This is a genomic window from Streptomyces enissocaesilis (genome assembly GCF_039533765.1).
Classification (GTDB): Bacteria; Actinomycetota; Actinomycetes; order Streptomycetales; family Streptomycetaceae; genus Streptomyces; species Streptomyces enissocaesilis.
Window position 1 is genome coordinate 1 of the sequence record NZ_BAAAUD010000108.1, and the last position, 25,046, is coordinate 25,046.

The 25,046-nt window shown below is 70.3% G+C and carries 24 protein-coding genes and 1 pseudogene; 7 read left to right on the forward strand and 18 right to left on the reverse strand.

Annotated elements, in window-relative coordinates:
- Positions 1-92 precede the first annotated feature (92 nt).
- A complete protein-coding gene (gene lysS, locus ABD374_RS32920) occupies positions 93-1,871 on the reverse strand; it encodes a lysine--tRNA ligase (protein WP_344500541.1) in 1,779 nt (592 codons plus the stop codon).
- Positions 1,872-2,019: 148 nt separating this feature from the next.
- On the opposite strand from lysS, the gene argS reads away from it, so the two are divergent.
- Positions 2,020-3,786, forward strand: coding sequence for an arginine--tRNA ligase (argS, locus tag ABD374_RS32925; RefSeq protein WP_344500543.1), 1,767 nt, complete (start codon positions 2,020-2,022; stop codon positions 3,784-3,786).
- 103 nt (positions 3,787-3,889) lie between these two features.
- Here the strand turns inward: argS and ABD374_RS32930 are convergent, their stop codons facing one another.
- Positions 3,890-4,162, reverse strand: coding sequence for a DUF1876 domain-containing protein (locus ABD374_RS32930; protein ID WP_344500545.1), 273 nt, complete (start codon positions 4,160-4,162; stop codon positions 3,890-3,892).
- A gap of 186 nt (positions 4,163-4,348) precedes the next feature.
- Between ABD374_RS32930 and ABD374_RS32935 the strand changes: the two genes are divergently transcribed.
- The gene (locus tag ABD374_RS32935; protein WP_344500547.1) at positions 4,349-5,221 is read left to right on the forward strand and encodes an NAD(P)-dependent oxidoreductase; all 873 of its coding nucleotides are present in this window, start codon (positions 4,349-4,351) and stop codon (positions 5,219-5,221) included.
- Here ABD374_RS32935 and ABD374_RS32940 read toward each other — a convergent pair.
- Positions 5,211-5,621: an ATP-binding protein gene (locus ABD374_RS32940; protein ID WP_344500549.1), complete on the reverse strand. Its 411-nt coding sequence runs from the start codon at positions 5,619-5,621 to the stop codon at positions 5,211-5,213. The genes ABD374_RS32935 and ABD374_RS32940 overlap by 11 nt on opposite strands.
- Before the next feature lie 112 nt (positions 5,622-5,733).
- Between ABD374_RS32940 and ABD374_RS32945 the strand changes: the two genes are divergently transcribed.
- Entirely contained in the window at positions 5,734-6,558 is an 825-nt protein-coding gene (locus ABD374_RS32945; protein ID WP_344500551.1) for a helix-turn-helix domain-containing protein, read from the forward strand.
- Positions 6,555-6,806 carry a DUF397 domain-containing protein gene (locus ABD374_RS32950; protein WP_344500553.1) on the forward strand — a complete coding sequence of 84 codons (252 nt, stop codon included), beginning with the start codon at positions 6,555-6,557 and terminating at the stop codon, positions 6,804-6,806. Before ABD374_RS32945 ends, ABD374_RS32950 begins: the two co-directional genes overlap by 4 nt.
- A 112-nt stretch (positions 6,807-6,918) precedes the next feature.
- Here the strand turns inward: ABD374_RS32950 and ABD374_RS32955 are convergent, their stop codons facing one another.
- The 7 genes from ABD374_RS32955 to ABD374_RS32985 form a co-directional block, all read right to left on the reverse strand.
- The gene (locus ABD374_RS32955) at positions 6,919-7,437 is read right to left on the reverse strand and encodes a GNAT family N-acetyltransferase (RefSeq protein WP_344500555.1); all 519 of its coding nucleotides are present in this window, start codon (positions 7,435-7,437) and stop codon (positions 6,919-6,921) included.
- Between the two features lie 208 nt (positions 7,438-7,645).
- Positions 7,646-8,647, reverse strand: coding sequence for a porphobilinogen synthase (gene hemB, locus ABD374_RS32960; RefSeq protein WP_344500557.1), 1,002 nt, complete (start codon positions 8,645-8,647; stop codon positions 7,646-7,648).
- A 187-nt stretch (positions 8,648-8,834) separates the two neighbouring features.
- Positions 8,835-10,499, reverse strand: coding sequence for a bifunctional uroporphyrinogen-III C-methyltransferase/uroporphyrinogen-III synthase (locus ABD374_RS32965; protein WP_344500559.1), 1,665 nt, complete (start codon positions 10,497-10,499; stop codon positions 8,835-8,837).
- Positions 10,496-11,455, reverse strand: a complete 960-nt coding sequence (hemC, locus tag ABD374_RS32970) for a hydroxymethylbilane synthase (protein ID WP_344500561.1) — start codon at positions 11,453-11,455, stop codon at positions 10,496-10,498. Before hemC ends, ABD374_RS32965 begins: the two co-directional genes overlap by 4 nt.
- Positions 11,452-13,026, reverse strand: a complete 1,575-nt coding sequence (locus tag ABD374_RS32975) for a glutamyl-tRNA reductase (RefSeq protein ID WP_344500563.1) — start codon at positions 13,024-13,026, stop codon at positions 11,452-11,454. The genes hemC and ABD374_RS32975 overlap by 4 nt, the downstream gene beginning before the upstream one ends.
- On the reverse strand, positions 13,023-13,793 hold the full coding sequence (locus ABD374_RS32980; RefSeq protein WP_344500565.1) for a redox-sensing transcriptional repressor Rex: 771 nt from the start codon (positions 13,791-13,793) through the stop codon (positions 13,023-13,025). The genes ABD374_RS32975 and ABD374_RS32980 overlap by 4 nt, the downstream gene beginning before the upstream one ends.
- A 272-nt stretch (positions 13,794-14,065) precedes the next feature.
- Entirely contained in the window at positions 14,066-14,347 is a 282-nt protein-coding gene (locus ABD374_RS32985) for a glutaredoxin family protein (RefSeq protein WP_344500567.1), read from the reverse strand.
- A gap of 125 nt (positions 14,348-14,472) precedes the next feature.
- On the opposite strand from ABD374_RS32985, the gene ABD374_RS32990 reads away from it, so the two are divergent.
- The 3 genes from ABD374_RS32990 (at position 14,473) to ABD374_RS33000 (ending at position 18,004) form a co-directional block, all read left to right on the forward strand.
- The gene (locus ABD374_RS32990; RefSeq protein WP_344500569.1) at positions 14,473-15,420 is read left to right on the forward strand and encodes an HAD family hydrolase; all 948 of its coding nucleotides are present in this window, start codon (positions 14,473-14,475) and stop codon (positions 15,418-15,420) included.
- A gap of 331 nt (positions 15,421-15,751) precedes the next feature.
- The gene (locus tag ABD374_RS32995) at positions 15,752-16,534 is read left to right on the forward strand and encodes an ECF subfamily RNA polymerase sigma factor, BldN family (RefSeq protein ID WP_214908368.1); all 783 of its coding nucleotides are present in this window, start codon (positions 15,752-15,754) and stop codon (positions 16,532-16,534) included.
- A gap of 261 nt (positions 16,535-16,795) precedes the next feature.
- Entirely contained in the window at positions 16,796-18,004 is a 1,209-nt protein-coding gene (locus ABD374_RS33000) for a DUF5667 domain-containing protein (RefSeq protein ID WP_344500572.1), read from the forward strand.
- Positions 18,005-18,080: 76 nt separating this feature from the next.
- On the opposite strand, the gene ABD374_RS33005 is transcribed toward ABD374_RS33000, so the two are convergent.
- The 8 genes and pseudogenes from ABD374_RS33005 to ABD374_RS33040 form a co-directional block, all read right to left on the reverse strand.
- Positions 18,081-19,184: a lysophospholipid acyltransferase family protein gene (locus ABD374_RS33005; RefSeq protein ID WP_344500574.1), complete on the reverse strand. Its 1,104-nt coding sequence runs from the start codon at positions 19,182-19,184 to the stop codon at positions 18,081-18,083.
- Between the two features lies 1 nt (position 19,185).
- Entirely contained in the window at positions 19,186-20,226 is a 1,041-nt protein-coding gene (locus ABD374_RS33010; RefSeq protein WP_344500576.1) for an NAD-dependent epimerase/dehydratase family protein, read from the reverse strand.
- Between the two features lie 188 nt (positions 20,227-20,414).
- On the reverse strand, positions 20,415-20,513 hold the full coding sequence (locus ABD374_RS33015; RefSeq protein WP_003948845.1) for a 30S ribosomal protein bS22: 99 nt from the start codon (positions 20,511-20,513) through the stop codon (positions 20,415-20,417).
- A gap of 110 nt (positions 20,514-20,623) precedes the next feature.
- On the reverse strand, positions 20,624-20,836 hold the full coding sequence (locus tag ABD374_RS33020; protein WP_014046653.1) for a helix-turn-helix domain-containing protein: 213 nt from the start codon (positions 20,834-20,836) through the stop codon (positions 20,624-20,626).
- A gap of 130 nt (positions 20,837-20,966) precedes the next feature.
- Complete coding sequence (locus tag ABD374_RS33025; protein ID WP_344500579.1) at positions 20,967-21,782, reverse strand: phosphatase; 816 nt, start codon at positions 21,780-21,782, stop codon at positions 20,967-20,969.
- 117 nt (positions 21,783-21,899) lie between these two features.
- On the reverse strand, positions 21,900-23,075 hold the full coding sequence (locus ABD374_RS33030) for an acetoin utilization protein AcuC (protein WP_344500581.1): 1,176 nt from the start codon (positions 23,073-23,075) through the stop codon (positions 21,900-21,902).
- Positions 23,044-24,243: pseudogene (locus ABD374_RS33035) on the reverse strand (MFS transporter). The gene ABD374_RS33030 and the pseudogene ABD374_RS33035 overlap by 32 nt, the downstream one beginning before the upstream one ends.
- 41 nt (positions 24,244-24,284) lie before the next feature.
- Positions 24,285-24,929, reverse strand: a complete 645-nt coding sequence (locus ABD374_RS33040) for an HAD family hydrolase (protein ID WP_344500583.1) — start codon at positions 24,927-24,929, stop codon at positions 24,285-24,287.
- Positions 24,930-25,046: the final 117 nt, after the last annotated feature.

The following is a 25,046-nucleotide window of genomic DNA, read 5'->3' on the forward strand; positions in this document are numbered from 1 at the left end:
CCCCCCACGTCACGCTCAGCCCCCGATTTCCCAACAGTGTCGATCAATCCGGGGGCGGCGGCCCTTTCACCGGCGCGTCGGCGCGGGAGCGGCTACGCCCCGAGCAGCTTGCGCACCCGGTCCGCCCCCACCGCGAGCAGCAGCGTGGGCAGTCGCGGCCCGGTGTCCCGCCCGACCAGCAGCTGGTAGAGCAGGGCGAAGAACGACCGCTGCGCGACCTTCAGCTCCGGCGTCGGCTTCGCGTCCGGCTCCAGCCCCGCCATCACCTTCGGCACGCCGTAGACGAGCGTCGTGAGCCCGTCCAGCGACCAGTGCGAGTCGAGCCCGTCGACGAGCAGCCGCAGCGACTCCCGTCCGGCCTCGTCCAGCGAGCCCAGGATCTCCGCGTCCGGCTCACCGCGCACGACCGTGCGCTGCTCGGCCGGCACCTGGGTGGTGATCCAGTTCTCGGCCCGGTCGAACCGCGGCCGCACCTCGTCCAGCGACGTGACCGGGTGCTCCGGGTCCAGCTCGCTCAGGATGCGCAGCGCCTGGTCCTCGTGCCCGGCGGTGATGTCGGCCACCGAGGCGAGCGTCCGGTACGGCAGCGGGCGCGGCGTCCGCGGCAGCTCACCGGCGGCCGTCCTGGTCGCACGCGAGTGGGCCGCCGCGTCGGCCGGCAGGACCGTCCCCTCGGCGACCTTCTTCTCCAGCGAGTCCCACTCGTCGTAGAGCCGCTGGATCTCCTGGTCGAAGGCGATCTTGAAGGACTGGTTGGGCCGGCGGCGCGCGTAGAGCCACCTGAGCAGCGGCGCTTCCATGATCTTCAGCGCGTCCGCGGGCGTCGGCACGCCGCCCTTGCTGCTGGACATCTTGGCCATGCCACTGATACCGACAAAGGCGTACATCGGCCCGATCGGCTGCACTCCGCCGAACACCTCGCGCACGATCTGCCCGCCCACCACGAACGACGACCCCGGCGACGAGTGGTCGACACCGCTCGGCTCGAAGATCACGCCTTCGTACGCCCAGCGCATCGGCCAGTCGACCTTCCAGACCAGCTTGCCGCCGTTGAACTCGCTCAGCAGCACGGTTTCGGAGTGCCCGCAGGCGCACGCGTACGACAGAGCGGTGCTCTCGTCGTCGTACGCCGTCACCGTGGTGAGGTCCTTGCCGCACACCGTGCAGTACGGCTTGTACGGGAAGTACCCCGCGCCGCCGCCACTGCCGTCGTCCTCGTTCGCCGCCCCGGATCCCTCGGCGGCCTCCAGCTCGGCCTCGTCGACCGGCTTCTGGCCCTGCTTCTGCCCCTGCTTCTTTGCCTGCTGCCCGGGGTCCTTCTTCGTCCGGTACCGGTCGAGCACGGCGTCGATGTCGGCCCGGTGCTTCATCGCGTGCAGGATCTGCTCGCGGTAGGCCCCGCTCGTGTACTGCTCGGTCTGGCTGATCCCGTCGTACTCGACACCGAGCTCGGCGAGCGCCTCGGTCATGGCGGCCTTGAAGTGCTCGGCCCAGTTCGGGTACGCCGACCCGGCCGGCGCGGGCACCGACGTCAGCGGCTTGCCGATGTGCTCGGCCCACGACTCGTCGACCCCCGCGACGCCCGCCGGAACCTTGCGGTACCGGTCGTAGTCGTCCCACGAGATGAGGTGCCGGACCTCGTACCCGCGCCGCCGGATCTCGTCCGCGACCAGGTGCGGGGTCATGACCTCGCGCAGGTTGCCCAGGTGGATCGGCCCGGAGGGGGAGAGGCCGGACGCGACGACGACCACCGGAGCGGCAGCACCATCGTGTTTCGCCCCAGGGGCACGTCGCTCCGACTCGGCGATGACCTCGTCCGCGAACCGGGAGACCCAGTCGGTCTCTGTGCTGCTCTGAGCCACGATCGGCACGTCCTTCTTCCTCGATAGCTGGCACAGCCATTCTCCCAGACGGAGCGACTCCGTCCGAGGCTGCCTTTAGTACGAGAGGACCGCCCCCCGCCCCACATGAAATACTCGTCTGCACATTCCACTTTCCTCTCGACAGGAACGGCAGCTCATGGCCTCGGTCCATTCCCTCGCTTCGACCGTCAACCAGCGCGTCGCGGACGCCCTCTCGGCAGCCCTGCCGGAGGCCGGCGCCGCCGACCCGCTGCTGCGACGGAGCGACCGGGCCGACTTCCAGGCGAACGGCATCCTCGCGCTCGCCAAGAAGGCCAAGGCCGACCCGCGCGAGCTGGCCACGCGGGTCGTCGCCGGGCTGCCTGCCGACGGCGACGACCTGATCAAGGAGATCGAGGTCTCCGGCCCCGGCTTCCTGAACATCACGGTCGCCGACCGGGCGATCATCGAGACCCTCGCGGCCCGCGCCGCCGACGACCGTCTCGGCGTGCCGTCGGCCGGGAAGCCGGGCACGACCGTCATCGACTACGCGCAGCCGAACGTCGCCAAGGAGATGCACGTCGGGCACCTGCGCTCCGCCGTGATCGGCGCGGCGATGGTCGAGATCCTCGAATTCACCGGTGAGAAGGTCGTACGCCGCCACCACATCGGCGACTGGGGCACCCAGTTCGGCATGCTCATCCAGTACCTGACCGAGCACCCTCACGAGCTGGACCACCAGCACGGCGGCCCGGAGGAGGGCGAGGCGGCGATGTCGTCCCTCAACCGCCTCTACAAGGCGTCGCGCGTGCTCTTCGACTCCGACGAGGACTTCAAGGCGCGCTCCCGGGACCGCGTGGTCGCCCTCCAGGCCGGCGACCCGGAGACCCTCGCCCTGTGGCAGCGCTTCGTCGACGAGTCGAAGATCTACTTCTACTCGGTCTTCGACAAGCTCGACATGGAGATCCACGACGAGGACGTCGTCGGCGAGTCCGGCTACAACGCCATGCTCGAAGAGACCTGCCAGATCCTGGAGGACTCGGGCGTGGCGATCCGTTCCGACGGCGCGCTGTGCGTCTTCTTCGAGGACGTGAAGGGCCCGGACGGCAAGCCGTCCCCGCTGATCGTGAAGAAGTCGAACGGCGGCTACGGCTACGCCGCCACCGACCTCTCCGCCATCCGCGACCGCGTCCGGAACCTCGGCGCGAGCACCCTGCTGTACGTCGTGGACGCCCGCCAGTCCCTCCACTTCAAGATGGTCTTCGAGACCGCCCGCCGGGCCGGCTGGCTCAATGACGACGTGCAGGCGGTCCAGCTCGCCTTCGGCACGGTCCTCGGCAAGGACGGCAAGCCGTTCAAGACGCGTGAGGGCGAGACGGTCCGGCTCGTCGACCTCCTCGACGAGGCGATCGAGCGTGCGTCGGCCGTCGTGCGCGAGAAGGCCCAGGACCTGACCGAGGAGGAGATCGCCGAGCGCGGCACGCAGGTCGGCATCGGCGCGGTGAAGTACGCCGACCTCTCCACCTCCGCGTCCCGCGACTACAAGTTCGACCTGGACCAGATGGTGTCGCTGAACGGCGACACGTCGGTGTACCTCCAGTACGCGTACGCCCGTATCCAGTCGATCCTGCGCAAGGCGGGCGACGTGAAGCCGGCCGCCCACCCGGAGCTCGAACTCGCCGACGCCGAGCGGGCGCTGGGTCTGCACCTGGACCGGTTCGCGGAGAGCCTGGCCGAGGCGGCGTCGGCGTACGAGCCGCACAAGCTGGCGGCGTACCTCTACCAGCTGGCCTCGCACTACACGACGTTCTACTCGGAGTGCCCGGTCCTGAAGGCGCAGTCCCCGGACCAGGTCGAGAACCGCCTCTTCCTCTGCGACCTGACCGCCCGCACGCTCCACCGGGGCATGGCCCTGCTCGGCATCCGCACGCCCGAGCGCCTCTGATCACACGACGCGGAGATGCCCCCCACCGGACGAACCCGGTGGGGGGCGTCTCCGCTTCCGGCCCCTCTGGCCATCCGCGCTTCCGGTCCCTCTCCGCTTCCGGTCACGGAGTCAGCGGATACGACGGCCGCCCGGCGGCCTCGTCGATCTCACCGTGCGCCTTCCCCAGCAGCTGTGACGCGAGGTCCATGAGCGCACGCGCCCCCGCGACCTCCTCGCCGACCCGCAGCTGCTCGGCGTCGGTCGGGTGCCGTTTGGCGTACCCGTGGGCCCGCAGCTCCACGCCGTCGCCGAGCCGCACCATCGCGGCCGCCCTGGTCCTGCCGTCGTGCTCCTCGAACTCCATCTCGATGTGCCATCCGACGAGTGTGTGCATGGCCGCTCACCTCCAGCAGTTCCCTTCCCCCTTCCCTTCCAGGGTGCGCCGCCGGACCGCTGATCACCACTCCCCACTTACCAGAAGGTGCGTACCTGACTTATTAGTCGGTACTTGTCGCCAACTCAGCGCCCGGCGAGGATCGAAGGGCCCCGGAAACACCGGAAACCCCACTCAGGAGCCCCGATGTCCCAGCCCCCTCCCCTGCCTCCCGTGTCCGTCCTCGGCCTCGGCATGATGGGCGGTGCCCTGGCCGCCGCCCTCCTGAGGGCCGGCCATCCGGTCACCGTCTGGAACCGCTCCGCCGCCAAGACCGGCCCCCTGGTCGCGCAGGGAGCGACCCCCGCCGGGACGGTCACCGACGCCGTGGCGGCGAGCCCGCTGGTGATCGTCTGCTTCACCACCAACGACGACGTCACCGAGGCCCTCGCCGGCGTCGACCTCACCGGCAGGACCCTGGTCAACCTCACCAACGGCACCCCGGCCCAGGCCCGCGACCTCGCCGCCCGAGCCGGGAAGCAGGGCGCCGCGTACATCGACGGCGGGATCATGGCGGTCCCGCAGATGATCGCGACCCCGGCGGCGTACATCCTCTACAGCGGCGACGAGCGGGCGTACGAGACCCACCGGCCCACCCTGGCCGCCCTCGGCGGCACCCGGTGGACCGGTACCGACCCGGGCCGCGCGGCCCTTCACGACCTGTCGCTCCTCACCGGCATGTACGGCATGGTGATCGGCGTGGCGCAGGCATTCGCCCTGATCCGTACGGAGAACGTCACGGCCACCGAGTTCGCCGAGCCGCTGCACGCCTGGGTCTCGGCGATGCTGAGCGGACTGATCCCGGAGATGGCCACGGCCGTCGACTCCGGGCAGCACCTCACTGACGTCTCCAGCCTCGGCATCAACCAGGCGGCTTTCCGGAACTTCCTCACCACGTACGACGACCAGGGCGTCAGCCCCGAACTCTTCGTCCCCTTCCAGAAGCTCCTGGACCGCTCGGTGGAGGAGGGCCACGCGGCGGACGGCCTCTCCCGCCTGGCCGACCTGCTCAAGAAGTGACGTCCACCGGTCCGAACTCGCACCACACGTTCTTCCCGGGCTCGCGCTCACCGACTCCCCACGTGTCGGCGAGCGCCGCGACGAGCAACAGACCCCGCCCGGACTCCCCGTCCGGCTCGCGCACGCGGGGCAGCCCGTCCCCGCTGTCGTGCACCTCGATACGCAGCACCCCTCCCCCGTACCGCCACAGGCGCAGCCGGTACCCCCGCCCCGGCGGAACGCCGTGCACCAGCGCGTTGGTCGCCAGTTCGCTCACGCACAGCAATACGTCGTCCACGCGTGCGTCCATGCCCCAGTCGGCCAGAGCCCGGCGTGCGAACTCCCTGGCGGCGGACACGGAACGCCGGTCCCGGCGGTAGAACCTCTCGCGCAGCAACAGCAGTTGTTTTGTCTCGTTCACGGGACGAGGGTTGCGGAGAGTGACTAGCGTGGAGCACTGAGCCAGCCCGTACAGATTTCTTGTACGGGTTCGCACGGGGTCAGGCACGGGCAGGTGTGGGGAGTTGGACGGCATGAGCCCCAGGAAGCGTCCGAAGAAGAACGCGTCGGCGATGAAGATGCTGGGAGCCCAGCTGGCGGCGTTCCGCCGGGCGGCGGGCTACACCCAGCGCTCACTCGGTGAGCGCATCGGCGCCGACGAGGAGACGATCGCCTCGATCGAGCAGGGCAGACGGGCACTGAAGGCGGACCTGGCCGAAATGCTCGACGAGCTGCTCGACACGAAGGGCGCGCTGTCCGCAGGCGTGGAGAACCTTCCCGAAGTCGACCTGTTCCCGCTGTGGGCCGAGGAGTTCATGGACCACGAGCGTGAGGCGATCGCGCTGTCCGCGTATCAGAATCAGGTTCTGCCTGGTCTCGTTCAGACAGAGGCATACGCACGCACTGTCTTCCGCAACCGTGTACCGGCCTACGACGAGGACGAGATCGAAACGTTCACGGCCGCTCGTATAGAGCGCCAGCAAATCCTGCACCGCCGAGTCCCGCCGACGGTCAGCTACGTTGTCTGGGAACCCGTACTCCGACTCCCTGTCGGCGGCCGCCAAGTCCACATCGAGCAACTGCGCCACCTGCGCGCGCGCTCCGAACTACCAGGACTGTCCATCCAGTTCCTGCCACTGAACCGCACGTCCCACGCCGGTCTCAACGGTCCCTTCGTCCTGATGGAGACCCCTGACCACCAGCACCTCGCCTACGCCGAGACACAACGCGGCAGCCAGTGGGTAGCCGACCCCGACGAGGTATCCATCCTGGCCCGCAAATATGCGATGCTGCGAGCACAGGCCCTCACCCCCGAAGTCTCCCAGGGCCTGTTGAACCGTCTGCTGGGAGAGCAATGAGCACCGCACTGCACTGGTTCAAGTCGACCTACAGCGGCGACGAGGGCGGCGACTGCCTCGAAGTCGCCTACACCTGGCGCAAGTCCAGCCACAGCGGCAGCGAGGGCGGAAACTGCGTGGAAATCGCCACCTGCCCCACCGCCGTCCACATCCGCGACTCCAAGGTCCCCGACGGCCCGGCCCTCACCCTCGCCCCCACCGCCTGGTCCCACTTCGCGACGTACGCAGCCACCGCACAGGAGCGCTGAGCCCGCTGAGCCAACGGACCGCGTGCCGGTACGCGGTCCGCACCCCGGCCTCGGCGGGGGGTGCGGCAGTGGAGTCAGCCACCACTGCGGCACCCCCCTTCCCCCCGGGGGACTACTCCTGACTCACGCCCGCCGCCCGGACGCGGCGGAAGCGGACGACGGTCCCGTCGTCGCTCCAGCGCTCCAGCCCGGCCTTCTCCAGCACACGGACCGAGGCCGGGTTCGCCGACTCCACGCCCGCGTGGACCGTGCGGACGCCGGGTGCCGCGGACAGGGCGTACTCCACGAGGGCCCGGGTGGCCTCCGAGGCGTAACCACGGCCGCGCCGGGACTCGACGATGCCGTAGCCGACCTCGATGGAGCCGTCGCTGGGCGGCCAGAACAACCCGATGGAACCGACCACCAGACCACCGGCCCGCTCGATGATCTTCCGGTGGCCGTACTCATTCAGGCCCTCGGGGTGCTCGGCGAGGAAACCCGCGATGACACGGTCGCCTTCGGCGGGGAAGTCTTCCGCCCAGTCCGCCAGGCGGGTGTCACAGCGGACGGCGGCGAGTTCGTCGGGGGACCACGGCCGCAGTACGAGGCGGTCGGTGATCAGATCGGTACCGGTCAGGGAGAAAGAAGACACGCGACACTCCTGGTCGTCGTCAGGGGCGACCGGACCGCTCCACTACCCTCGCGCGGCCCGGACAAGGACACGCTGATGAAGCGCCTGGCGGGACATATTCATCAACCTCCCTCGTCGCAGCGGCAGTTACGGGTCTCGCGCGTGGACGGATCGTACCAAGGGGGCGGAAGCGGCCGGCGCCGCCGACCGCTTCGCCGCCCTCCAGCGGTTACTGCTCCCGGCCGAGCCGCTGGGCGACCTCGGTGGCCCAGTACGTGAGGATCATGTTCGCGCCGGCGCGCTTGATGCCCGTCAGCGACTCCATGATCGCCTTGTCCCGGTCGATCCAGCCGCGCTCGGCCGCCGCCTCGATCATCGCGTACTCCCCACTGATCTGGTACGCCGCGACCGGCACGTCCACGGCCTCCGCGACCTTCGCCAGAACGTCCAGGTAGGGCCCGGCCGGCTTGACCATCACCATGTCGGCGCCCTCCTCCAGGTCCAGCGCCAGCTCCCGCAGGGACTCGCGCACATTGGCCGGGTCCTGCTGGTACGTCTTGCGGTCGCCGCGCAGCGAGGAACCGACGGCCTCCCGGAAGGGGCCGTAGAAGGCGGACGAGTACTTCGCCGTGTAGGCGAGGATGGAGACGTCCTCCTTGCCGATGGTGTCCAGCGCGTCACGGACGACACCGACCTGGCCGTCCATCATGCCGCTGGGGCCCACCACGTGCGCGCCCGCGTCCGCCTGGACCTGCGCCATCTCGGCGTACCGCTCCAGCGTCGCGTCGTTGTCGACGCGGCCGTCCGCGTCCAGGACGCCGCAGTGCCCGTGGTCGGTGTACTCGTCCAGGCAGAGGTCGGACATGATCACGAGGTCGTCGCCGACCTCGGCCCGCACCTCGCGCAGCGCGACCTGGAGAATCCCGTCCGGGTCGGTACCGGCCGTCCCGGCGGCGTCCTTCTTCTCGTCCTCGGGCACGCCGAACAGCATGATCCCCGCGACACCCGCCTCGACGGCTTCGACGGCCGCCTTGCGCAGCGTCTCCAGGGTGTGCTGCCGGACGCCCGGCATGGCAGAGATGGCCACGGGCTCGCTGATGCCTTCCCGCACGAACGCCGGGAGGATCAGATCGGCGGGGTGCAGCCGATGCTCGGCGACCATGCGGCGCATGGCGGGGGTGGTGCGCAACCGACGGGGCCGGGCCCCGGGAAAGGATCCATACACAGTCATGCCGACCACGCTACGCCGCCGCCCCGCCCCCTTTTACCGTCACCCCGTCGGCACCGTCCGGCACACCCAGCCCGTCCGGCATTTGAGGACCGGGGCCTGGGGCGGAGCCCCAATTACGGGAAGGGGCGAGCAGGGGAAAGCGCCGCAGGCAACCCGCACCGCACCCCCACCCGCCGCCCCACGCCGCCTAAGTGGTCCGCCGCCGCCGGGACCCCGGCCGCCGCTCACTCGGCCGCGTCACGTGCTCGCCCGCAGCGATCGCCGCCCCGCGCCGCTGCGCACCGAAGTCGGCCAGCGCCTCGGCCAGCTTGTGCACCGAGGGCTCCGGCGACAGGACGTCGACCCGCAGCCCGTGCTCCTCCGCCGTCTTGGCGGTGGCGGGACCGATGCACGCGATCACGGTCACGTTGTGCGGCTTGCCGGCGATGCCGACCAGATTCCGCACCGTGCTCGACGAGGTGAACAGCACCGCGTCGAACCCGCCGCCCTTGATCGCCTCACGCGTGTCCGCCGGCGGCGGCGACGCCCGCACGGTCCGGTACGCCGTGACGTCGTCGACCTCCCACCCGAGCTCGATCAGCCCGGCGACCAGCGTCTCCGTCGCGATGTCGGCCCGCGGCAGGAAGACCCGGTCGATCGGGTCGAAGACCGGGTCGTACGGCGGCCAGTCCTCCAGCAGCCCGGCCGCCGACTGCTCCCCGCTCGGCACGAGGTCCGGCTTCACACCGAACTCGACCAGCGAGGCGGCCGTCTGCTCGCCCACCGCGGCGACCTTGATCCCCGCGAAGGCGCGGGCGTCGAGCCCGTACTCCTCGAACTTCTCCCGGACGGCCTTCACCGCGTTCACCGACGTGAAGGCGATCCACTCGTACCGCCCCGTGACGAGCCCCTTGACCGCCCGCTCCATCTGCTGCGGGGTGCGCGGCGGCTCGACGGCGATGGTCGGCACCTCGTGCGGCACGGCACCGTAGGACCGCAGCTGGTCGGAGAGCGACGCCGCCTGCTCCTTCGTACGCGGAACCAGCACCCGCCACCCGAACAGCGGCTTCGACTCGAACCACGACAGCTGCTCGCGCTGAGCAGCGGCGCTGCGCTCGCCGACCACGGCTATGACGGGCTGGTGGCCCTCGGGCGAAGGCAGCACCTTCGCCTGCTTCAGGATCTGGGCGACCGTGCCGAGCGTCGCGTTCCAGGTGCGCTGCCTGGTCGTCGTACCGGCCACGGTCACCGACATCGGCGTATCGGGCTTGCGCCCCGCCGAAACCAGCTCGGCCGCGGCCGCGGCCACCGAATCCAGCGTCGTGGAGACGACGGCCGTGGCGTCGCTGGAACCGATTTCGGCCCAGCATCTGTCGTCGGCGGTGCGCGCGTCCACGAAGCGCACATCGGCGCCCCGCCCGTCGCGCAGCGGCACACCGGCATACGCGGCCACGCCGACGCCCGACGCGACGCCGGGCACGACCTCGAAGGGGATGCCCTCGGCGGCGCAGGCGAGCATCTCCTCGCCCGCGTTGCCGTCGAGGCCGGGGTCGCCGGAGATCGCACGCACGACCCGCCTGCCGCCCCGCGCGGCCTCCATGACAAGATTGGCCGCGTCCCTGATCGCGGGGATGCCGGCGGCTGTTGACGCATCGTCAACCACCGTCAGCTGAGGCGTGCTTACGCCCGCCTTCGCATGGGTGCGTACGACGTCGAGCACGTGCGGCTCGGCGATCAGCACGTCCGCGTTCGCGAGCGCCTCGACGGCGCGCAGCGTCAGCAGACCGGGATCACCGGGTCCGGCGCCGAGGAAGGTGACGTGCCCCGACGCGGAGAACGCCGAAGGTACAGAGGCAGAGGTGGTGGGGCTCATTGTGCTCGCTCCCCCATAAGACCGGCCGCACCCTTCGCGAGCATCTCGGCGGCGAGTCCGCGACCGAGAGACATGGCGTCGTTGTGCGACGTGGGTACGGGACCGGTAGTGGACAGCTGCACCAGCTCGGAGCCGTCGGTCGAACCGACGACGCCGCGCAGGCGCATTTCGTTGACAACCTGCCCGTCGGCCAGCAGGTCGGCCAGTGCACCCACAGGTGCGCTGCAACCGGCCTCCAGGGCGGCGAGCAGGGATCGCTCGGCGGTCACGGCGACCCGCGTGTACGGGTCGTCGAGCTCGGCGAGCGCGGCAGCGAGTTCGACGCGCGTGGCGGCGCACTCGACTGCCAGGGCCCCCTGGCCGGGGGCGGGCAGGACCAGGTCGACCGACAGGAACTCGGTCACCTCGTCGATCCTGCCGATGCGGTTGAGGCCGGCGGCGGCCAGAACCACCGCATCCAGTTCCCCGCTCCGTACATATCCGACACGAGTGTCGATGTTCCCGCGAATCGGCACGGTCTCGATGTCGAGGCCGTGACTGCGCGCGTACGCGTTGAGCTGCGCCATGCGGCGCGGCGATCCGGTGCCCACGCGGGACCCGGCCGGCAGCTGCGCGAAGGTCAGTCCGTCGCGCGCGACCAGCACGTCACGCGGGTCCTCGCGCTGCGGCACGGCGGCCAGCGTCAGATCGTCCGGCTGGGCGGTCGGCAGATCCTTGAGCGAGTGGACCGCGAAGTCCACCTCGCCCCTCAGCAGCGCGTCGCGCAGTGCGGTGACGAAGACGCCCGTACCGCCGATCTGCGCGAGCTGCTCGCGCGAGACGTCTCCGTACGTGGTGATCTCCACCAGCTCGACGGGGCGTCCCGTGATCTGACGCACCGCCTCGGCGACGTGTCCGGACTGGGCCATCGCGAGCTTGCTGCGCCTGGTCCCCAGCTTCAAGGCATTGGTCGTCATGCCCGTCCTCTATTCCCACCGTCGGGGGTGTCGTTCAGGTCGGCCCTGCTGACGGCGGCGACCGTCTGGGGGTCGAGATCGAAGAGTTCGCGCAGCGCGTCCGCGTACCCGGCGCCACCGGGCTCGCTGGCGAGCTGCTTGACCCGCACGGTGGGTGCGTGCAGGAGCTTGTCGACGACGCGGCGCACGGTCTGCGTGATCTCCGCGCGCTGCTTGTCGTCCAGTCCGGGAAGCCGGCCCTCCAGCCGGGCGACCTCGTTGGTGACCACGTCGGCGGCCATGCTGCGCAGGGCCACGACGGTCGGTGTGATCTGCGCGGCCCGCTGGGCGGCGCCGAAGGCCGCGACCTCGTCGGACACGATGGTCCGCACCTGGTCCACGTCGGCGGCCATGGGCGCGTCGGCGGAGGCCTCGGCCAGCGACTCGATGTCCACGAGCCGTACGCCGTCGAGCCGGTGCACGGCCGCGTCGATGTCACGCGGCATGGCGAGGTCGAGCAGCGCGAGCCGCACCGGCCCGCCGCGCACGCCGGCCCGCTCGCGCGGCCGCCCCTGGGCGACGGCGAGAGCGTTGTCGGCCCAGGCGCCGTGCTGTTCCATGGAGCCGGCCGGCCCGGCGTCGCCGGCCTGCCGGGCGGCGGGCACGACGACGGTCCCGTCCGGCACGGGGCAGCCCGCGGCTGCACCCGTACCGCGTCCCCCCGAAGCCGTGGCGTGCTCCGCACCGGCCGCGCCGCCCACGGCCACCCCGAGTGCGGCGGCGACGTTCTCGGCCGTCAGGACCAGGCCCGTCGCGCCGGTGCAGGACACCACGACGTCGACTCGTGCCAGCTCGCGCGCCACCTCGCCCATCGGCACCGCGCGTGCGACGCCCCCGGCCTCGCCGAGGATCTCCGCCAGCCGCTGCGCGCGCGCCTGCGTCCGGTTCGCGACGACGACCTCCGCGACTCCGGTGCGTACGAGCGTCGCCGCCGCCAGGGAGGACATCGAGCCCGCGCCGATCACCAGCGCCCGCTTGCCCGCGGCCCACTCGGCGACCGGCTCACCGGCGGCGAGCTGTTCGAGCCCGAAGGTGACGAGCGACTGCCCGGCCCGGTCGATGCCGGTCTCGGAGTGCGCCCGCTTGCCGACGCGCAGGGCCTGCTGGAAGAGGTCGTTGAGGAGCCGGCCCGCGGTGTGGAGCTCCTGCCCCAGCGCGAGCGCGTCCTTGATCTGGCCGAGGATCTGCCCCTCGCCGACGACCATCGAGTCGAGCCCGCACGCCACCGACAGGAGGTGGTGGACGGCCCGGTCCTCGTAGTGCACGTAAAGATAAGGAGTGAGCTCTTCGAGCCCCACCCCGCTGTGCTGTGCGAGCAGCGTGGACAGCTCGGCGACACCCGCGTGGAACTTGTCCACGTCGGCGTACAGCTCGATGCGGTTGCAGGTCGCGAGTACGGCGGCCTCGACCGCCGGCTCCGAGGCGAGGGTGTCCTGGAGCAGCTTGGCCCGGGTATCGGCGGCCAGCGACGCGCGCTCCAGCACACTGACCGGAGCGCTGCGGTGGCTCAGCCCGACGACGAGGAGACTCATGCCGGCATCACCGCGGGGACGTCCCCGTCGGGTCCCTTCCGGTTCGTGGCCGCACCCCCGCGCAGGGGCGGCGGCGACACGTCGGCGCCCGCCCCGGCGGCTTCCTCGCCCGCCTTGCGCTGCTCGTGGAAGGCGAGGATCTGGAGTTCGATGGAGAGGTCGACCTTGCGTACGTCGACCCCTTCCGGCACCGAGAGGACGGTCGGCGCGAAGTTCAGGATCGAGGTGACGCCGGCGGCGATGAGCCGCTCGCTGACCTGCTGGGCAGCGCCCGCGGGGGTGGCGATCACCCCGATGGAGACGCCGTTGTCCTTGATGATCTTTTCGAGCTCGTCGGTGTGCTGCACGGGAATCCCGGCGACCGGCTTGCCCGCCATGGCGGGGTCGGCGTCTATGAGCGCGGCGACGCGGAACCCACGGGAGGCGAACCCGCCGTAGTTGGCGAGGGCGGCGCCCAGGTTTCCGATGCCGACGATGACGACCGGCCAGTCCTGGGTCAGTCCCAGCTCACGGGAGATCTGGTACACGAGGTACTCGACGTCGTATCCGACCCCACGTGTCCCGTAGGACCCGAGGTACGAGAAGTCCTTGCGCAGTTTCGCGGAGTTGACCCCGGCCGCGGCGGCCAGCTCCTCGGAGGAGACCGTGGGGACCGAGCGCTCGGAGAGCGCCGTCAGGGCGCGCAGATACAGCGGAAGGCGGGCGACGGTGGCCTCGGGAATGCCTCGGCTACGGGTCGCCGGTCGGTGAGTTCGGCCAGTTGCCACGGTGCTCCTGCGGGATGAGCGGGGCTGCAGGCGGCCGTATGTCCCAGGACCGCCCCGTCTCCAGCAGGCTATGCCTTTGTGAACGCGTGCACAAAGATGGTGTCCGTTTTGTCCGCCCAAAGTGACCGGGGTCACGCATACCGGCCGCTCGATCCCGGAACCACGGACCGCATGGACTCGTTGAAGGCCCGAAGGGGGCATAACCGCACACACTCCTCACGACCACGCCCCCGAGACCTCTCAAAACGCCCATGATGGTAGCCGTCTTCCGGTCAGCCGCCCAGCGCTTTGCGCAGCCTCCCGGCGTCCACCCGCCAGAAGGTGTGCTGCTCGCCGTCGACCAGGACGACCGGGATCTGCTCCCAGTACGCCCGGTTCAGCTCCTCGTCCCGCGTGATGTCCTTCTCCTCCCAGGGCACCCCGAGCTCCCCGCACACCTCACCGACCACTTCTCTCGCGTCGTCACAGAGGTGACAGCCGGGCTTGCCCACCAGCGTGACCAATCGCTCGCCGGGCTTCCTCTTCGTGTGCGCACGTCGCAGCAGGGGACTCATACCGCCATTCTGGCCCCGCCCGGCCGTGCCCCCGTCCCCCGGCGCCACACCGGCGCCCCGCAGAGTTCACTCCACCGCATCCCGCCAGGTCGGGAAGGACCGAACAGACTGGCTATGCTCACGGCATGGCCGCACTGGGATGGCTCACCCCCCGTAGGCGCTCCGCGACAGCACGGAGCGTGCTGGCGGGAGAGGCAGCAGCCGAGGCAGCACGCAAGACGTCGCAGGAGCTCGAGGAACTCGAAGGTCTCGGCACGACGCCGCCGGGCGCGCCCGAAGAACCCGCGTTCCCCGTCGTCGGAGACGACCGGGCCGCCGCCTTCTTCGATCTCGACAACACCGTGATGCAGGGCGCCGCGATCTTCCACTTCGGCCGCGGCCTGTACAAGCGGAAGTTCTTCCAGCGCCGGGAGCTGGCCCGCTTCGCCTGGCAGCAGGCATGGTTCCGGCTCGCCGGCGTCGAGGACCCCGAGCACATGCAGGACGCCCGCGAGAGCGCGCTGTCCATCGTCGAGGGCCACCGCGTCTCCGAATTGATGACCATCGGTGAGGAGATCTACGACGAGTACATGGCCGAGCGCATCTGGCCCGGCACCCGCGCCCTCGCCCAGGCCCACCTCGACGCGGGCCAGAAGGTATGGCTGGTCACCGCCGCGCCCATCGAGACGGCCACGATCATCGCCCGCCGCCTCGGCCTGACCGGCGCGCTGGGCACGGTCGCCGAGTCCGTCGACGGCGTTTATACGGGCAGGCTCGTCGGCGAGCCCCTGCACGGCCCCGCGAAAGCCGAGGCGGTCCGCGCCCTGGCCGCCGCCGAGGGCCTCGACCTGTCCCGCTGCGCGGCGTACAGCGACTCCCACAACGACATCCCGATGCTCTCGCTCGTCGGTCATCCGTACGCGATCAACCCCGACGCGAAGCTGCGCAAGTACGCCCGCGAACGCGAGTGGCGGCTGCGCGACTACCGCACCGGCCGCAAGGCCGCCAAGGTCGGCATCCCGGCGGCCGCCGGGGTCGGCGCCATCGCCGGCGGCACCGCGGCCGCGATGGCCCTGCACCGCCGCCGCCGCTGACGGCCCGCCGCGACGCGCGGGCCCCGGCAGACAATCCGGGGCTCCTACCCTCCCGATGCGCCCGCCAGTCCCGCCACCGCGACTCGGGCACAACGCATCCAGCAACCACGCAGATTACGAAGTGATCCGATCAGCAAATGATCACGACCTGCCACTCGAACCGTCGCGTAGACGCAACAGAAGCGACGGAATCGATGATTTTAGCAACTAGGTGTAGCGCTGCCTGTACGAAGCGTTATTCTCCTCAGACGCATACCGGACCTCACCCGTCAGCACGACGAGTGAACGGTCCCGCACTGAACGTGTTGGAAGCTCTGCCTCTGGGAGTCCCGTGTACCCACACGTCGGGGTTGACGCCTCGGGCCTGGCTACGCTGCGCGCAACGGTCGTGGACCGTTTGCGCGGCTTCGTCCCCACCGCGTACGCCGTCCCCGCCCTCGCCACCCCTGCACTTGTCGGCCCCTGCTACGCCCTGGCCGACGGCGGTGCGGCGGTCGCCAGACGCAGCCGCGGCGCCGGCTCGGGCACCGGCACGTCCACCGCCCGTCGGCCCAGCGCCGACAGCGACAGCGCACGCATGATGGACCTCGTCGAACGCGCTCAGGCCGGCGAGGCCGATGCGTTCGGCCGCCTCTACGACCAGTACAGCGACACGGTCTACCGGTACATCTACTACCGCGTCGGCGGAAAGGCGACCGCGGAAGACCTGACCAGTGAGACGTTCCTGCGCGCCCTGCGCCGCATCTCCACCTTCACCTGGCAGGGCCGCGACTTCGGCGCCTGGCTGGTCACCATCGCCCGCAACCTGGTCGCCGACCACTTCAAATCGAGCCGTTTCCGTCTCGAAGTGACCACCGGTGAAATGCTCGACGCCAACGAGGTCGAGCGCAGCCCGGAGGACTCCGTCCTCGAATCCCTCTCCAACGCGGCCCTCCTCGAAGCGGTCCGCAAACTCAACCCGCAGCAGCAGGAGTGCGTGACCCTGCGCTTCCTCCAAGGGCTCTCGGTCGCCGAGACGGCCCGCGTGATGGGCAAGAACGAGGGTGCGATCAAGACCCTCCAGTACCGGGCCGTACGTACACTGGCCCGGCTCCTGCCCGACGACGCCCGCTGACACCGCACCCACCCGCACACGCCCGAAAACGCAGCCGATCGGCCGACCACGACTCACAGTTGGTGACGCTTCCATGACGTTGTGGTCCGATCATCCTTCGCGCGTAACCCAAGTGCCGCGACGCTCGTTGTGCGGGATGCAGGCCCCCTGCGGTCACGTCATGCCCGCAGCCACTCACTCGATCGTGTGGATGTACTCATGGCGTGCAACCTTCCGGACCCCCAGGGGAGTCGATCGTCATGACGAGAGGAGGTGCCGCCAGTGATCGCGAACGTATCGGCGCACCGGCGGGCGAACGCCTTCGCCCAGGCGCTGGAGGCACAGACGCCCCAGGGCACGGCGGCAGATCAGCCCGAAGAAACAGCTGAAGGACCGGAGACCGCACGGCTTCTGGCCCTGGCGAAGGGTTTCGGCGAGCTGCCGTCACCGGAGCTGGACCCCGAGGTCAAAGTCGTCCAGCGGGCCCAGCTCATCGCCGCCATGGAGGCCATGGTCGCCGAAGGCGGCGCGCCGGCGGGCCCTACGGTGCCCGAGCAGCGGACCGGACGGGGCGCCCACCGGGCGTCCCCGCTCCGGAAGCTGCGCCCGCGCTCCCGATGGTCGAAGGGCATCGCTGCGGGCGGGCTCACCGTCGGTGTGGCCGCAGGAGCCTTCAGCGGAGTGGCCGCTGCGAGTTCCGATGCCCTGCCGGGTGATTCGCTGTACGGGCTGAAGCGCGGCATGGAAGACGTCAAACTCACCATGGCCGACGACGACGCCGCCCGTGGTGAGCTCTACCTCAACCAGGCATCGAACCGCCTCCAGGAGGCCCGTCGCCTCATGGAGCGCGGCCGGACCACCGAGCTCGACCACGAGCAGCTGGGCGAGGTCAGGCGCACGCTGAGCGGGATGACACACGACGTGGGCGAGGGCCACCGCCTCCTCACCCGTGCCTACGAGCGCGACGGCTCCATCGGCGCGATCCAGACCCTGTCGTCCTTCACCAAGTCGCACCGCGAGGCCTGGAGCAGCCTGCGGGAGCGGCTTCCGGCGCAGCTGACCGATGTGGGCGACCGGGTCAGCTCGGTCTTCGAAGCCATGGACGAAGAGGTCGCCCCGCTCCAGTCGCTCCTGCCGCCCACGCCGAAGCCGACCCGCGCCCCGGAACGCCCCGGCTCCACCCAGGACCGTACGGGCACACCGGACACGGACCGCCCCGCCCCTTCCAGCACCACGGCCTCCGGCGGCCGCACGGGCGGCGACACCAAGCCCAACCCGCCCTCGTCCCCCGGCAAGTCCAAGGACGAGGGTCTGCTCGGCGGCAAGCCGGGCGACATCCTGGATCCCCCGTCGGCCGACCTGACACCCCCGTCGCCGCCGTCCTCCAAGGACAGCGACCGGCGGCCGCCGGTCCCGGACGTCACCGTCCCTCCGCTGCTCCCCGGCATCCTCCCGGGCCTGGGCATCGACGAGGAAAAAGCACAGGAGTAAGGGCAGCAGGACAACCACACCGTGGGCCCGCTCTCCCCGGAGACCGGGCCCACACCCCTGTCCGCCCCGCCCGCCCTCAGAAGAACACCGACCGCCGCTGCACCAGCAGCTTGTACAGGGTGTGCTGAATCTGCTCCCGCACCTGATCCGTCAGGTTGAACATCAGCATCGGGTCCTCCGCCGCCTCCGCCGGATACCCCTCCGTAGGAATCGGCTCCCCGAACTGGATCGTCCACTTCGTCGGCAACGGCACCGCCCCCAGCGGCCCCAGCCAAGGGAACGTGGGCGTGATCGGGAAGTACGGAATCCCGAGCACCCGCGCCAGCGTCCGCGCGTTGCCGATCATCGGGTAGATCTCCTCCGCCCCCACGATCGAGCACGGCACGATCGGCGCGCCCGCCCGCAGCGCCGTGGAGACGAACCCGCCCCGCCCGAACCGCTGCAGTTTGTACCGCTCGCCGAACGGCTTCCCGATCCCCTTGAAGCCCTCCGGCATCACACCGACGACCTCGCCCCGCCGCAGCAGCTCCTCCGCGTCCTCCGCGCAGGCCAGCGTGTGCCCGGCTTTACGGGCCAGCTCGTTCACGACCGGCAGCATGAACACCAGGTCCGCCGCGAGCAGCCGCAGGTTCCGCCCGGCCGGATGGTTGTCGTGCACCGCGGCCTGGAGCATCAGCCCGTCCAGCGGCAGCGTCCCCGAGTGGTTGGCGACGATGAGCACCCCGCCCTCCGACGGGATGTTCTCGATGCCCTTGACCTCCACCCGGAAGTACTTCTCGTACAGGGGCCTGATCATCGACATCAGGACCTTGTCGGTGAGCTCCTCGTCGTAACCGAACTCGTCGACCTCGTAGTCACCGGTGAGCCGCCGCCGCAGGAACGCGAGCCCGCCCGCGATCCGCCGGTCCCAGCCGCCCCCGCCCCCGGGGTCCGCCTTCGACTCCTCCGGCGCCACCACGGTCTCCACGGCCCCCGCGACCACCGCATCGCCCGGACCCGCCGGCTGCTCCGGCACGGGCGCGAGCGGCCCGCCCTTGCGCCCCGGCGGCCGCTTCCCCCTGGCCCCCTTGGCGGCGGCGGCCGCGGAAGCGGAAGCGGAAGAACCCGCGTCCTTGGACTTGGGCCTGGCTCGCCTCGTCCTCGGTTCATCACCGAAGGGGATGACCTTGGCATCGGCCATGTCAGATGCGCTCCTTGCTGACGAGGGTGGAGAGCCGGTCGACGGTACGGGCAAGAGCCTCGGGCGGCAGCAGACCTTCGCCCCGGCTGTCCGCGAAGTCCGAAAAAGCCTCTGCGGTCGTGTACGTGGGGTCAAACCCCAGTGTCTCGCGCATCTGGGCGGTCCTGACGACCCGTCCGTGCGTCAGCAGCCGGATCTGCTCGGGCGAGAAGTCGGTCACCCCGACGGTCCGCAGCGCGGATCCGACCCAGGTGACGGCGGGCAGCAGCACCGGAACGGTCGGCCGCCCCAGCCGCCGCGAGCACTGCGAGAGCGTCAGCACGCCGTCGCCGGCGATATTGAAGGTCCCGCTGTTCATCGTTCCGCGCCGCGGGTCGTGCGAGGCGATGCGCAGAACGTCGATGACGTCGTCTTCGTGCACGAACTGCAGCCGCGGGTCGTACCCGAACACCGTGGGCAGCACCGGCAGCGAGAAGTAGTCGGCCAGCGGGGAATCCGCACAGGGCCCGAGGATATTGGCGAAACGGAGCACGCACACGGCCACGTCGGGCCGACGGCGCGCGAAGCCCCGTACGTACCCCTCGACCTCGACCGCGTCCTTCGCGAAACCACCGCTGGGCAGTGACTTCGGCGATGTGGTCTCGGTGAAGACGGCGGGGTCGCGCGGCGCCGACCCGTACACGCTCGTACTCGACTTCACGACGAGCCGCTGCACGGTCGGCGACTTCTGGCACGCGCCGAGCAGCTGCATGGTGCCGATGACGTTGGTCTCCTTCACCGACGTACGGCTGCCACCGGTGCCCAGCGGGGTACCGGTGACGGCCATGTGCACGACGGTGTCGACCCGGTGCTCGGCGAGCACGCGCGCGATGGCGGGCCGGCGGATGTCCGCCCGCACGAAGTCGGCGTCTCCCAGGTGGTGGCCGGGAGGGACCGCGTCGACGCCGATCACCCGGTCCACCTCGGGATCACGCTGGATGCGCCGTACGAAACGGCCACCCAGCTGCCGGGCCACACCTGTGACGAGCACGACCTTGCCCAAGATCAGCGCCTTCCCTCGGACTTCCCCCGGACTTCCCTGGCGCAACCGTAGCGGTTGGATGTTGCTCTGTGAGGACCTCACGGCACCCGAAATGACGGCGGACACGCCCCCGGGCCACCCGGCCCGGAACGCACCGCAGCCCTCCCACCGTGACGGTGGGAGGGCTGCGGTGCACGTACAGCTGCCGCTTACTTCTTGTTGCGACGCTGAACGCGGGTGCGCTTGAGCAGCTTGCGGTGCTTCTTCTTGGCCATCCGCTTGCGCCGCTTCTTGATAACAGAGCCCACGACTACCCTCGCTCACTTCTCTTCACTCGGTGCGGGGCGTCTGGGCCCACACGACCTACGAGGGCCTAGCCTACCCGCCCCCGAGAGAGGGACGTAATCCGAGGCCCTCGTCAGGCTGATTCCACCCCCACAAAGGACTCTCGGAGGTACTCGTGAACTGCTTGCTCCGGCACCCGGAAGGACCTGCCCACCCGGATTGCCGGCAGATGACCGCTGTGCACCAATCGGTACACGGTCATCTTGGACACTCGCATCACCGAGGCGACTTCCGCCACGGTCAGAAACTTGACCTCGTTGAGAGGCCTCTCGCTGCCAGCAGCCATGACCCACCACCTGTACCTTCCGCACCCGACGCGCACCGGCTTCCCCTCCGGTGACTCTTCGTCGTTGTGCGCTCACTCCCAGACTAGGGGCGGGTGATACGAGTGGGGAAGAGGAGCAGCCATCGGCCACCTACTGTGACAGACATGCTCGATTGAGTACATAGCGAGTAAGCGGCCGGTAGTAATCAGACCGCACGGCGTCATCAAGCGGAACGGCGACGGACACCTGTCCCTCGGCCTCTCCGACGAACAGCGCGGGGTCGTTCGTATCCGCGAGTCCGATGGCCTCGATACCCAGCTGACCTGCACCGCAGACCCATCCGTGGTCCCCCACGACCAGGCCGGGCAGAGGCCCGCCGGCCTCCCCCGCAGCGGCGAGTGCGACCCGGACCGGGAGGGGAGAATGACTGTGCGCGCCGGTCTCACTCGCGGGGCCGCGCGCGCCGGGTTCACGCATCAGCGCGACTCCCCGTACGTAGTCGAGGTTGTACGTACGTACGCCGAACCGGGTCGTTATGTCGACACATCGCCCCTGCGCGGGTGTGAGGACGACGCACCCCGCCGCCGACAAAGCGTCTGCGAGGCCGGCGTAGAACTCGAGCAACCGGTGCGGATGCCCGGTCCCGAACAGCACCGGCACCCGCCGTGCGGCGGCTTCCCCCAGCCTCCGGGCGAAGGCCTCCAACCCGGCCAGAGTCCGCTCGGGGTCAATCACATCAGCCCCGGTGACACATCCCGGATCATCAGAAACACCGCACTTGTCGGCCATCAGAGCCATCACATCGAGCTCGTCCCACGCCCATGCGGGATCGAGCCCGAGCAGCACCCGCGGATCCCGCGCGGCGAACAGCCGATAGCTGCGCAGGCTCTTCTCGCGCGAGGTGGCCACGGGCCCGGCCAGCCGGGCCGCCAACAGATGCGCACGCAACGCGCCGGTACTCAACACCCTCCCGATGCTCCCGCACCCTCATCCCCTTTTCCCCGAAACCCCGAACACACCCCACACTCGGCGTAACCCGCCCCACCGCAGCCCGCCCCACCGCAGCCCGCACCCCGCACCGCCCTACGCCAGCAGCCCCCGCAAAGGAAACGCCGCTCGCCGAGCCGCCAGCACCGCCTGGTCCAGCCGGTCCGCCGGGTCGTAGCCGGCGTCCCACCCCTTCCAGGCCGGCGTGAGCCCATCCGTCATCCGCCCCGGCCCCAACTGCCGCGTACGTGCGTACACTTCGTCCCGCCAAGACGCCGGAATCACCGACTCCGGATCGATCGGCCGGTGCGCCGCGATCCCCACCAGGTGCGTCCAGGAGCGCGGCACGACGTCCACCACCGCATATCCCCCGCCCCCCAGCGCCACCCACGCCCCGCCCTCCACGTACTCATGGGCCAGGTCGTGGCAGGCCGCCTGCACCGCCCGCTGCGCGTCCAGCGAGACCGCCAGATGCGCCAGTGGATCCTCGAAGTGCGTGTCCGCCCCGTGCTGCGTCACCAGCACCTGAGGCCGGAAGTCCGCCAACAGTTCCGGTACGACCGCGTGGAACGCCCGCAGCCACCCCGCGTCCCCCGTCCCCGCCGGCAGCGCCACATTCACCGCAGAGCCCTCACCCGCCCCGCTCCCACCCGTCTCCTCCGGCCACCCCGTCCCCGGAAACAGTGTCCTCGGGTGCTCGTGGAGCGAGACCGTCAGCACCCGCGGGTCGTTCCAGAACGCGGCCTGCACCCCGTCCCCGTGGTGTACGTCCACATCCACGTACGCGACCCGCTCCGCCCCCAGCTCCAGCAGACGCGCGATCGCGAGCGCCGCGTCGTTGTAGATGCAGAACCCCGCCGCGCCCCCCGGCATCGCATGGTGCAGCCCGCCCGCGAAGTTCACCGCGTGCGCGGCCTCCCCCCGCCAGACCGCCTCCGCCGCTCCCACCGACTGCCCGGCGATCAGCGCGGAAGCCTCGTGCATCCCGGCGAAGGCCGGGTCGTCGACGGTTCCCAGCCCGTACGCCTGGTCCGCTCCCCGCGGATCCGCCGAGGCCGCCCGCACCGCCGCCACATAGTCCTCACGGTGGACGAGCCGCAGCGTCGAGTCCCCCGCGACCGGCGCGGCGACCACCTCCACCATCCGGTCGAGCCCGTACGCCCGTACCAGCCCCATCGTCAGGTCGAGCCTGACCGGGTCCATCGGATGGCTCGCCCCGAAGTCGTAGCCGGTTACCGCGTCATCCCACATCAACAGTGCGCGCCCGCTCATGCCCGCCACCGTATCGGTCGGTCCCGGAGACGAACGACCGGGCGTACACCAGCGTCACCAGCACCAATCCCATGGCCACGAGCATCGCCCCCCGGTGGCTCCACGCCTCCCGAGCGCCCCCACCAACGGCGCCCCGACCAGGAACCCCACGCAATCGAAGACATGGGGCCGGGCGACAGCCGCATCACTCGCCGCCCCCCGAAACAACCGTCCCGCCGCCGCGAACGTCTGCGGCACGATCACGCACAGCCCGAACCCGAGCATCGTGAACCCGGGCATCCCCACGCCCACCCCCGGCACCTCCGCCACCACGGCGAATCCGCCCGCGGCGAGCAGCGTCCCTCCCCGCACCACGGCAACGGCCCCGAAGCGCCGCCCACCAAGGTCCCCCACGGCCCGCCCGACCAAGGTCGTGACCATATACGCGTTGCACGGAAGGGTCGCCGCCTGCTCCGACGAACCGAGCACGTCCTGAAGGCACTCGGCGCTCCAGTTCGAGACCGTCGAGTCCCCGATGCGAGCAAACACCATCACCAGGTACAACGGCAGCAACAGCTTGAAGTCCCCCGGTCCACCCCCCGAAGCAGCTTCCCCCTCCCCCGCCACCACCACACCGTCGACATACCACCGGCTGCCGCCCAACACCGCGGGCAACAGCACCACCACCACGGGCAGATACGGGACGACCAGCGACAGCCCCCCATGCGCCCCCACCCACGCCAGCGACGGCCCCCATGATCCGCCAAGGCTGTACGCCGCATGGAAGCCGGGCATGATACTGCGCCCGTACGCCCGTTGAAGGCTCGCCCCAGCATGTTCGTCGACGCGTCCAACGCCCCGACCGCCAGCCCGAACACCCCCAGCGCAGCCCCCACTTGCCACCTCTCGCGGCCGGCCCCGACCCTAAGAAACGCCGGCGGCACCACCGGCTGCGACCACCGCAGCACGGCGCTCGGCCTGACCCGCTTCACCAGCTGCTCAGTACCGACGCTTCCGGCCCCGCCAGGACCGGCACGGCGACCAGGAAGACGGGCAGCAGCCCGTCGGATATCCCGTACCGGTCCTGAACGGCCGGCAGCCGCGTCATGAGAAGCGCGAGAGCCACGCCCTGCGCGAAGAAGCTCAACTCCAGGGAAGCCCTGCCGTGTCGCAGGCGCGCGTCCGTCATGACCGCACAGCGTGGGTCCGTCACCTACCCCTGGGTAGGTGTCACGCGAGCAATCCCGGCAGCTCCGCCAGCCCGGAGAAGTACCCGGTGGCCCCGGGCAGCCTGTCCGCCGGAGTCATGGCCGTGAAGCCGTACACATCCATCCCGGCGGCCCTGGCCGCCTCCACCCCGAGCGGGCTGTCCTCCACCACTACACACCGCTCCGCCGGTACGCCCATCCGTTCCGCGGCGTAAAGGAAGAGGTCCGGCGCGGGCTTGCCCCGCCCGACGTCCTGCGAGCTGAAGATCCAGCTTTCCTCGAACCACTCGTCCAGCCCGGCCACCAGATGCCCGACCCGGATCCGCTCATGACTCCCGGAGGACGCGAGACAGTACGCCGTCCCGTCCGCCACCAGCTGCCCCAGCAGTTCCTCCGCCCCGGCGACCGGCCTCAGTTCCTGCTCGAAGGCGGCGAAGATCCGGGCGTGCAGCGTCTTGTCGAAATCCTCGGGCAGCCGCTGCCCGGACCGTTCCAGTACAACATCGTGGATCCGGTGCACGGCCCCACCCATGTAGTCCCGCAGCGACTCCTCGTACGAAGTGGGGTGCCCCAGCTCGCTCAGATAGCCGGCGAGGACGGTGTTGGAGATCGGCTCGCTGTCCACGAGCACGCCGTCATTGTCGAAGATGATGAGGTCGTAGCGCATGACCTGACCTTAAACGCAAAAATGCCCCGGTCCCTGGACATAAGTCCAGGGACCGGGGCATAAAATTTGTTCGGCGGTGTCCTACTCTCCCACAGGGTCCCCCCTGCAGTACCATCG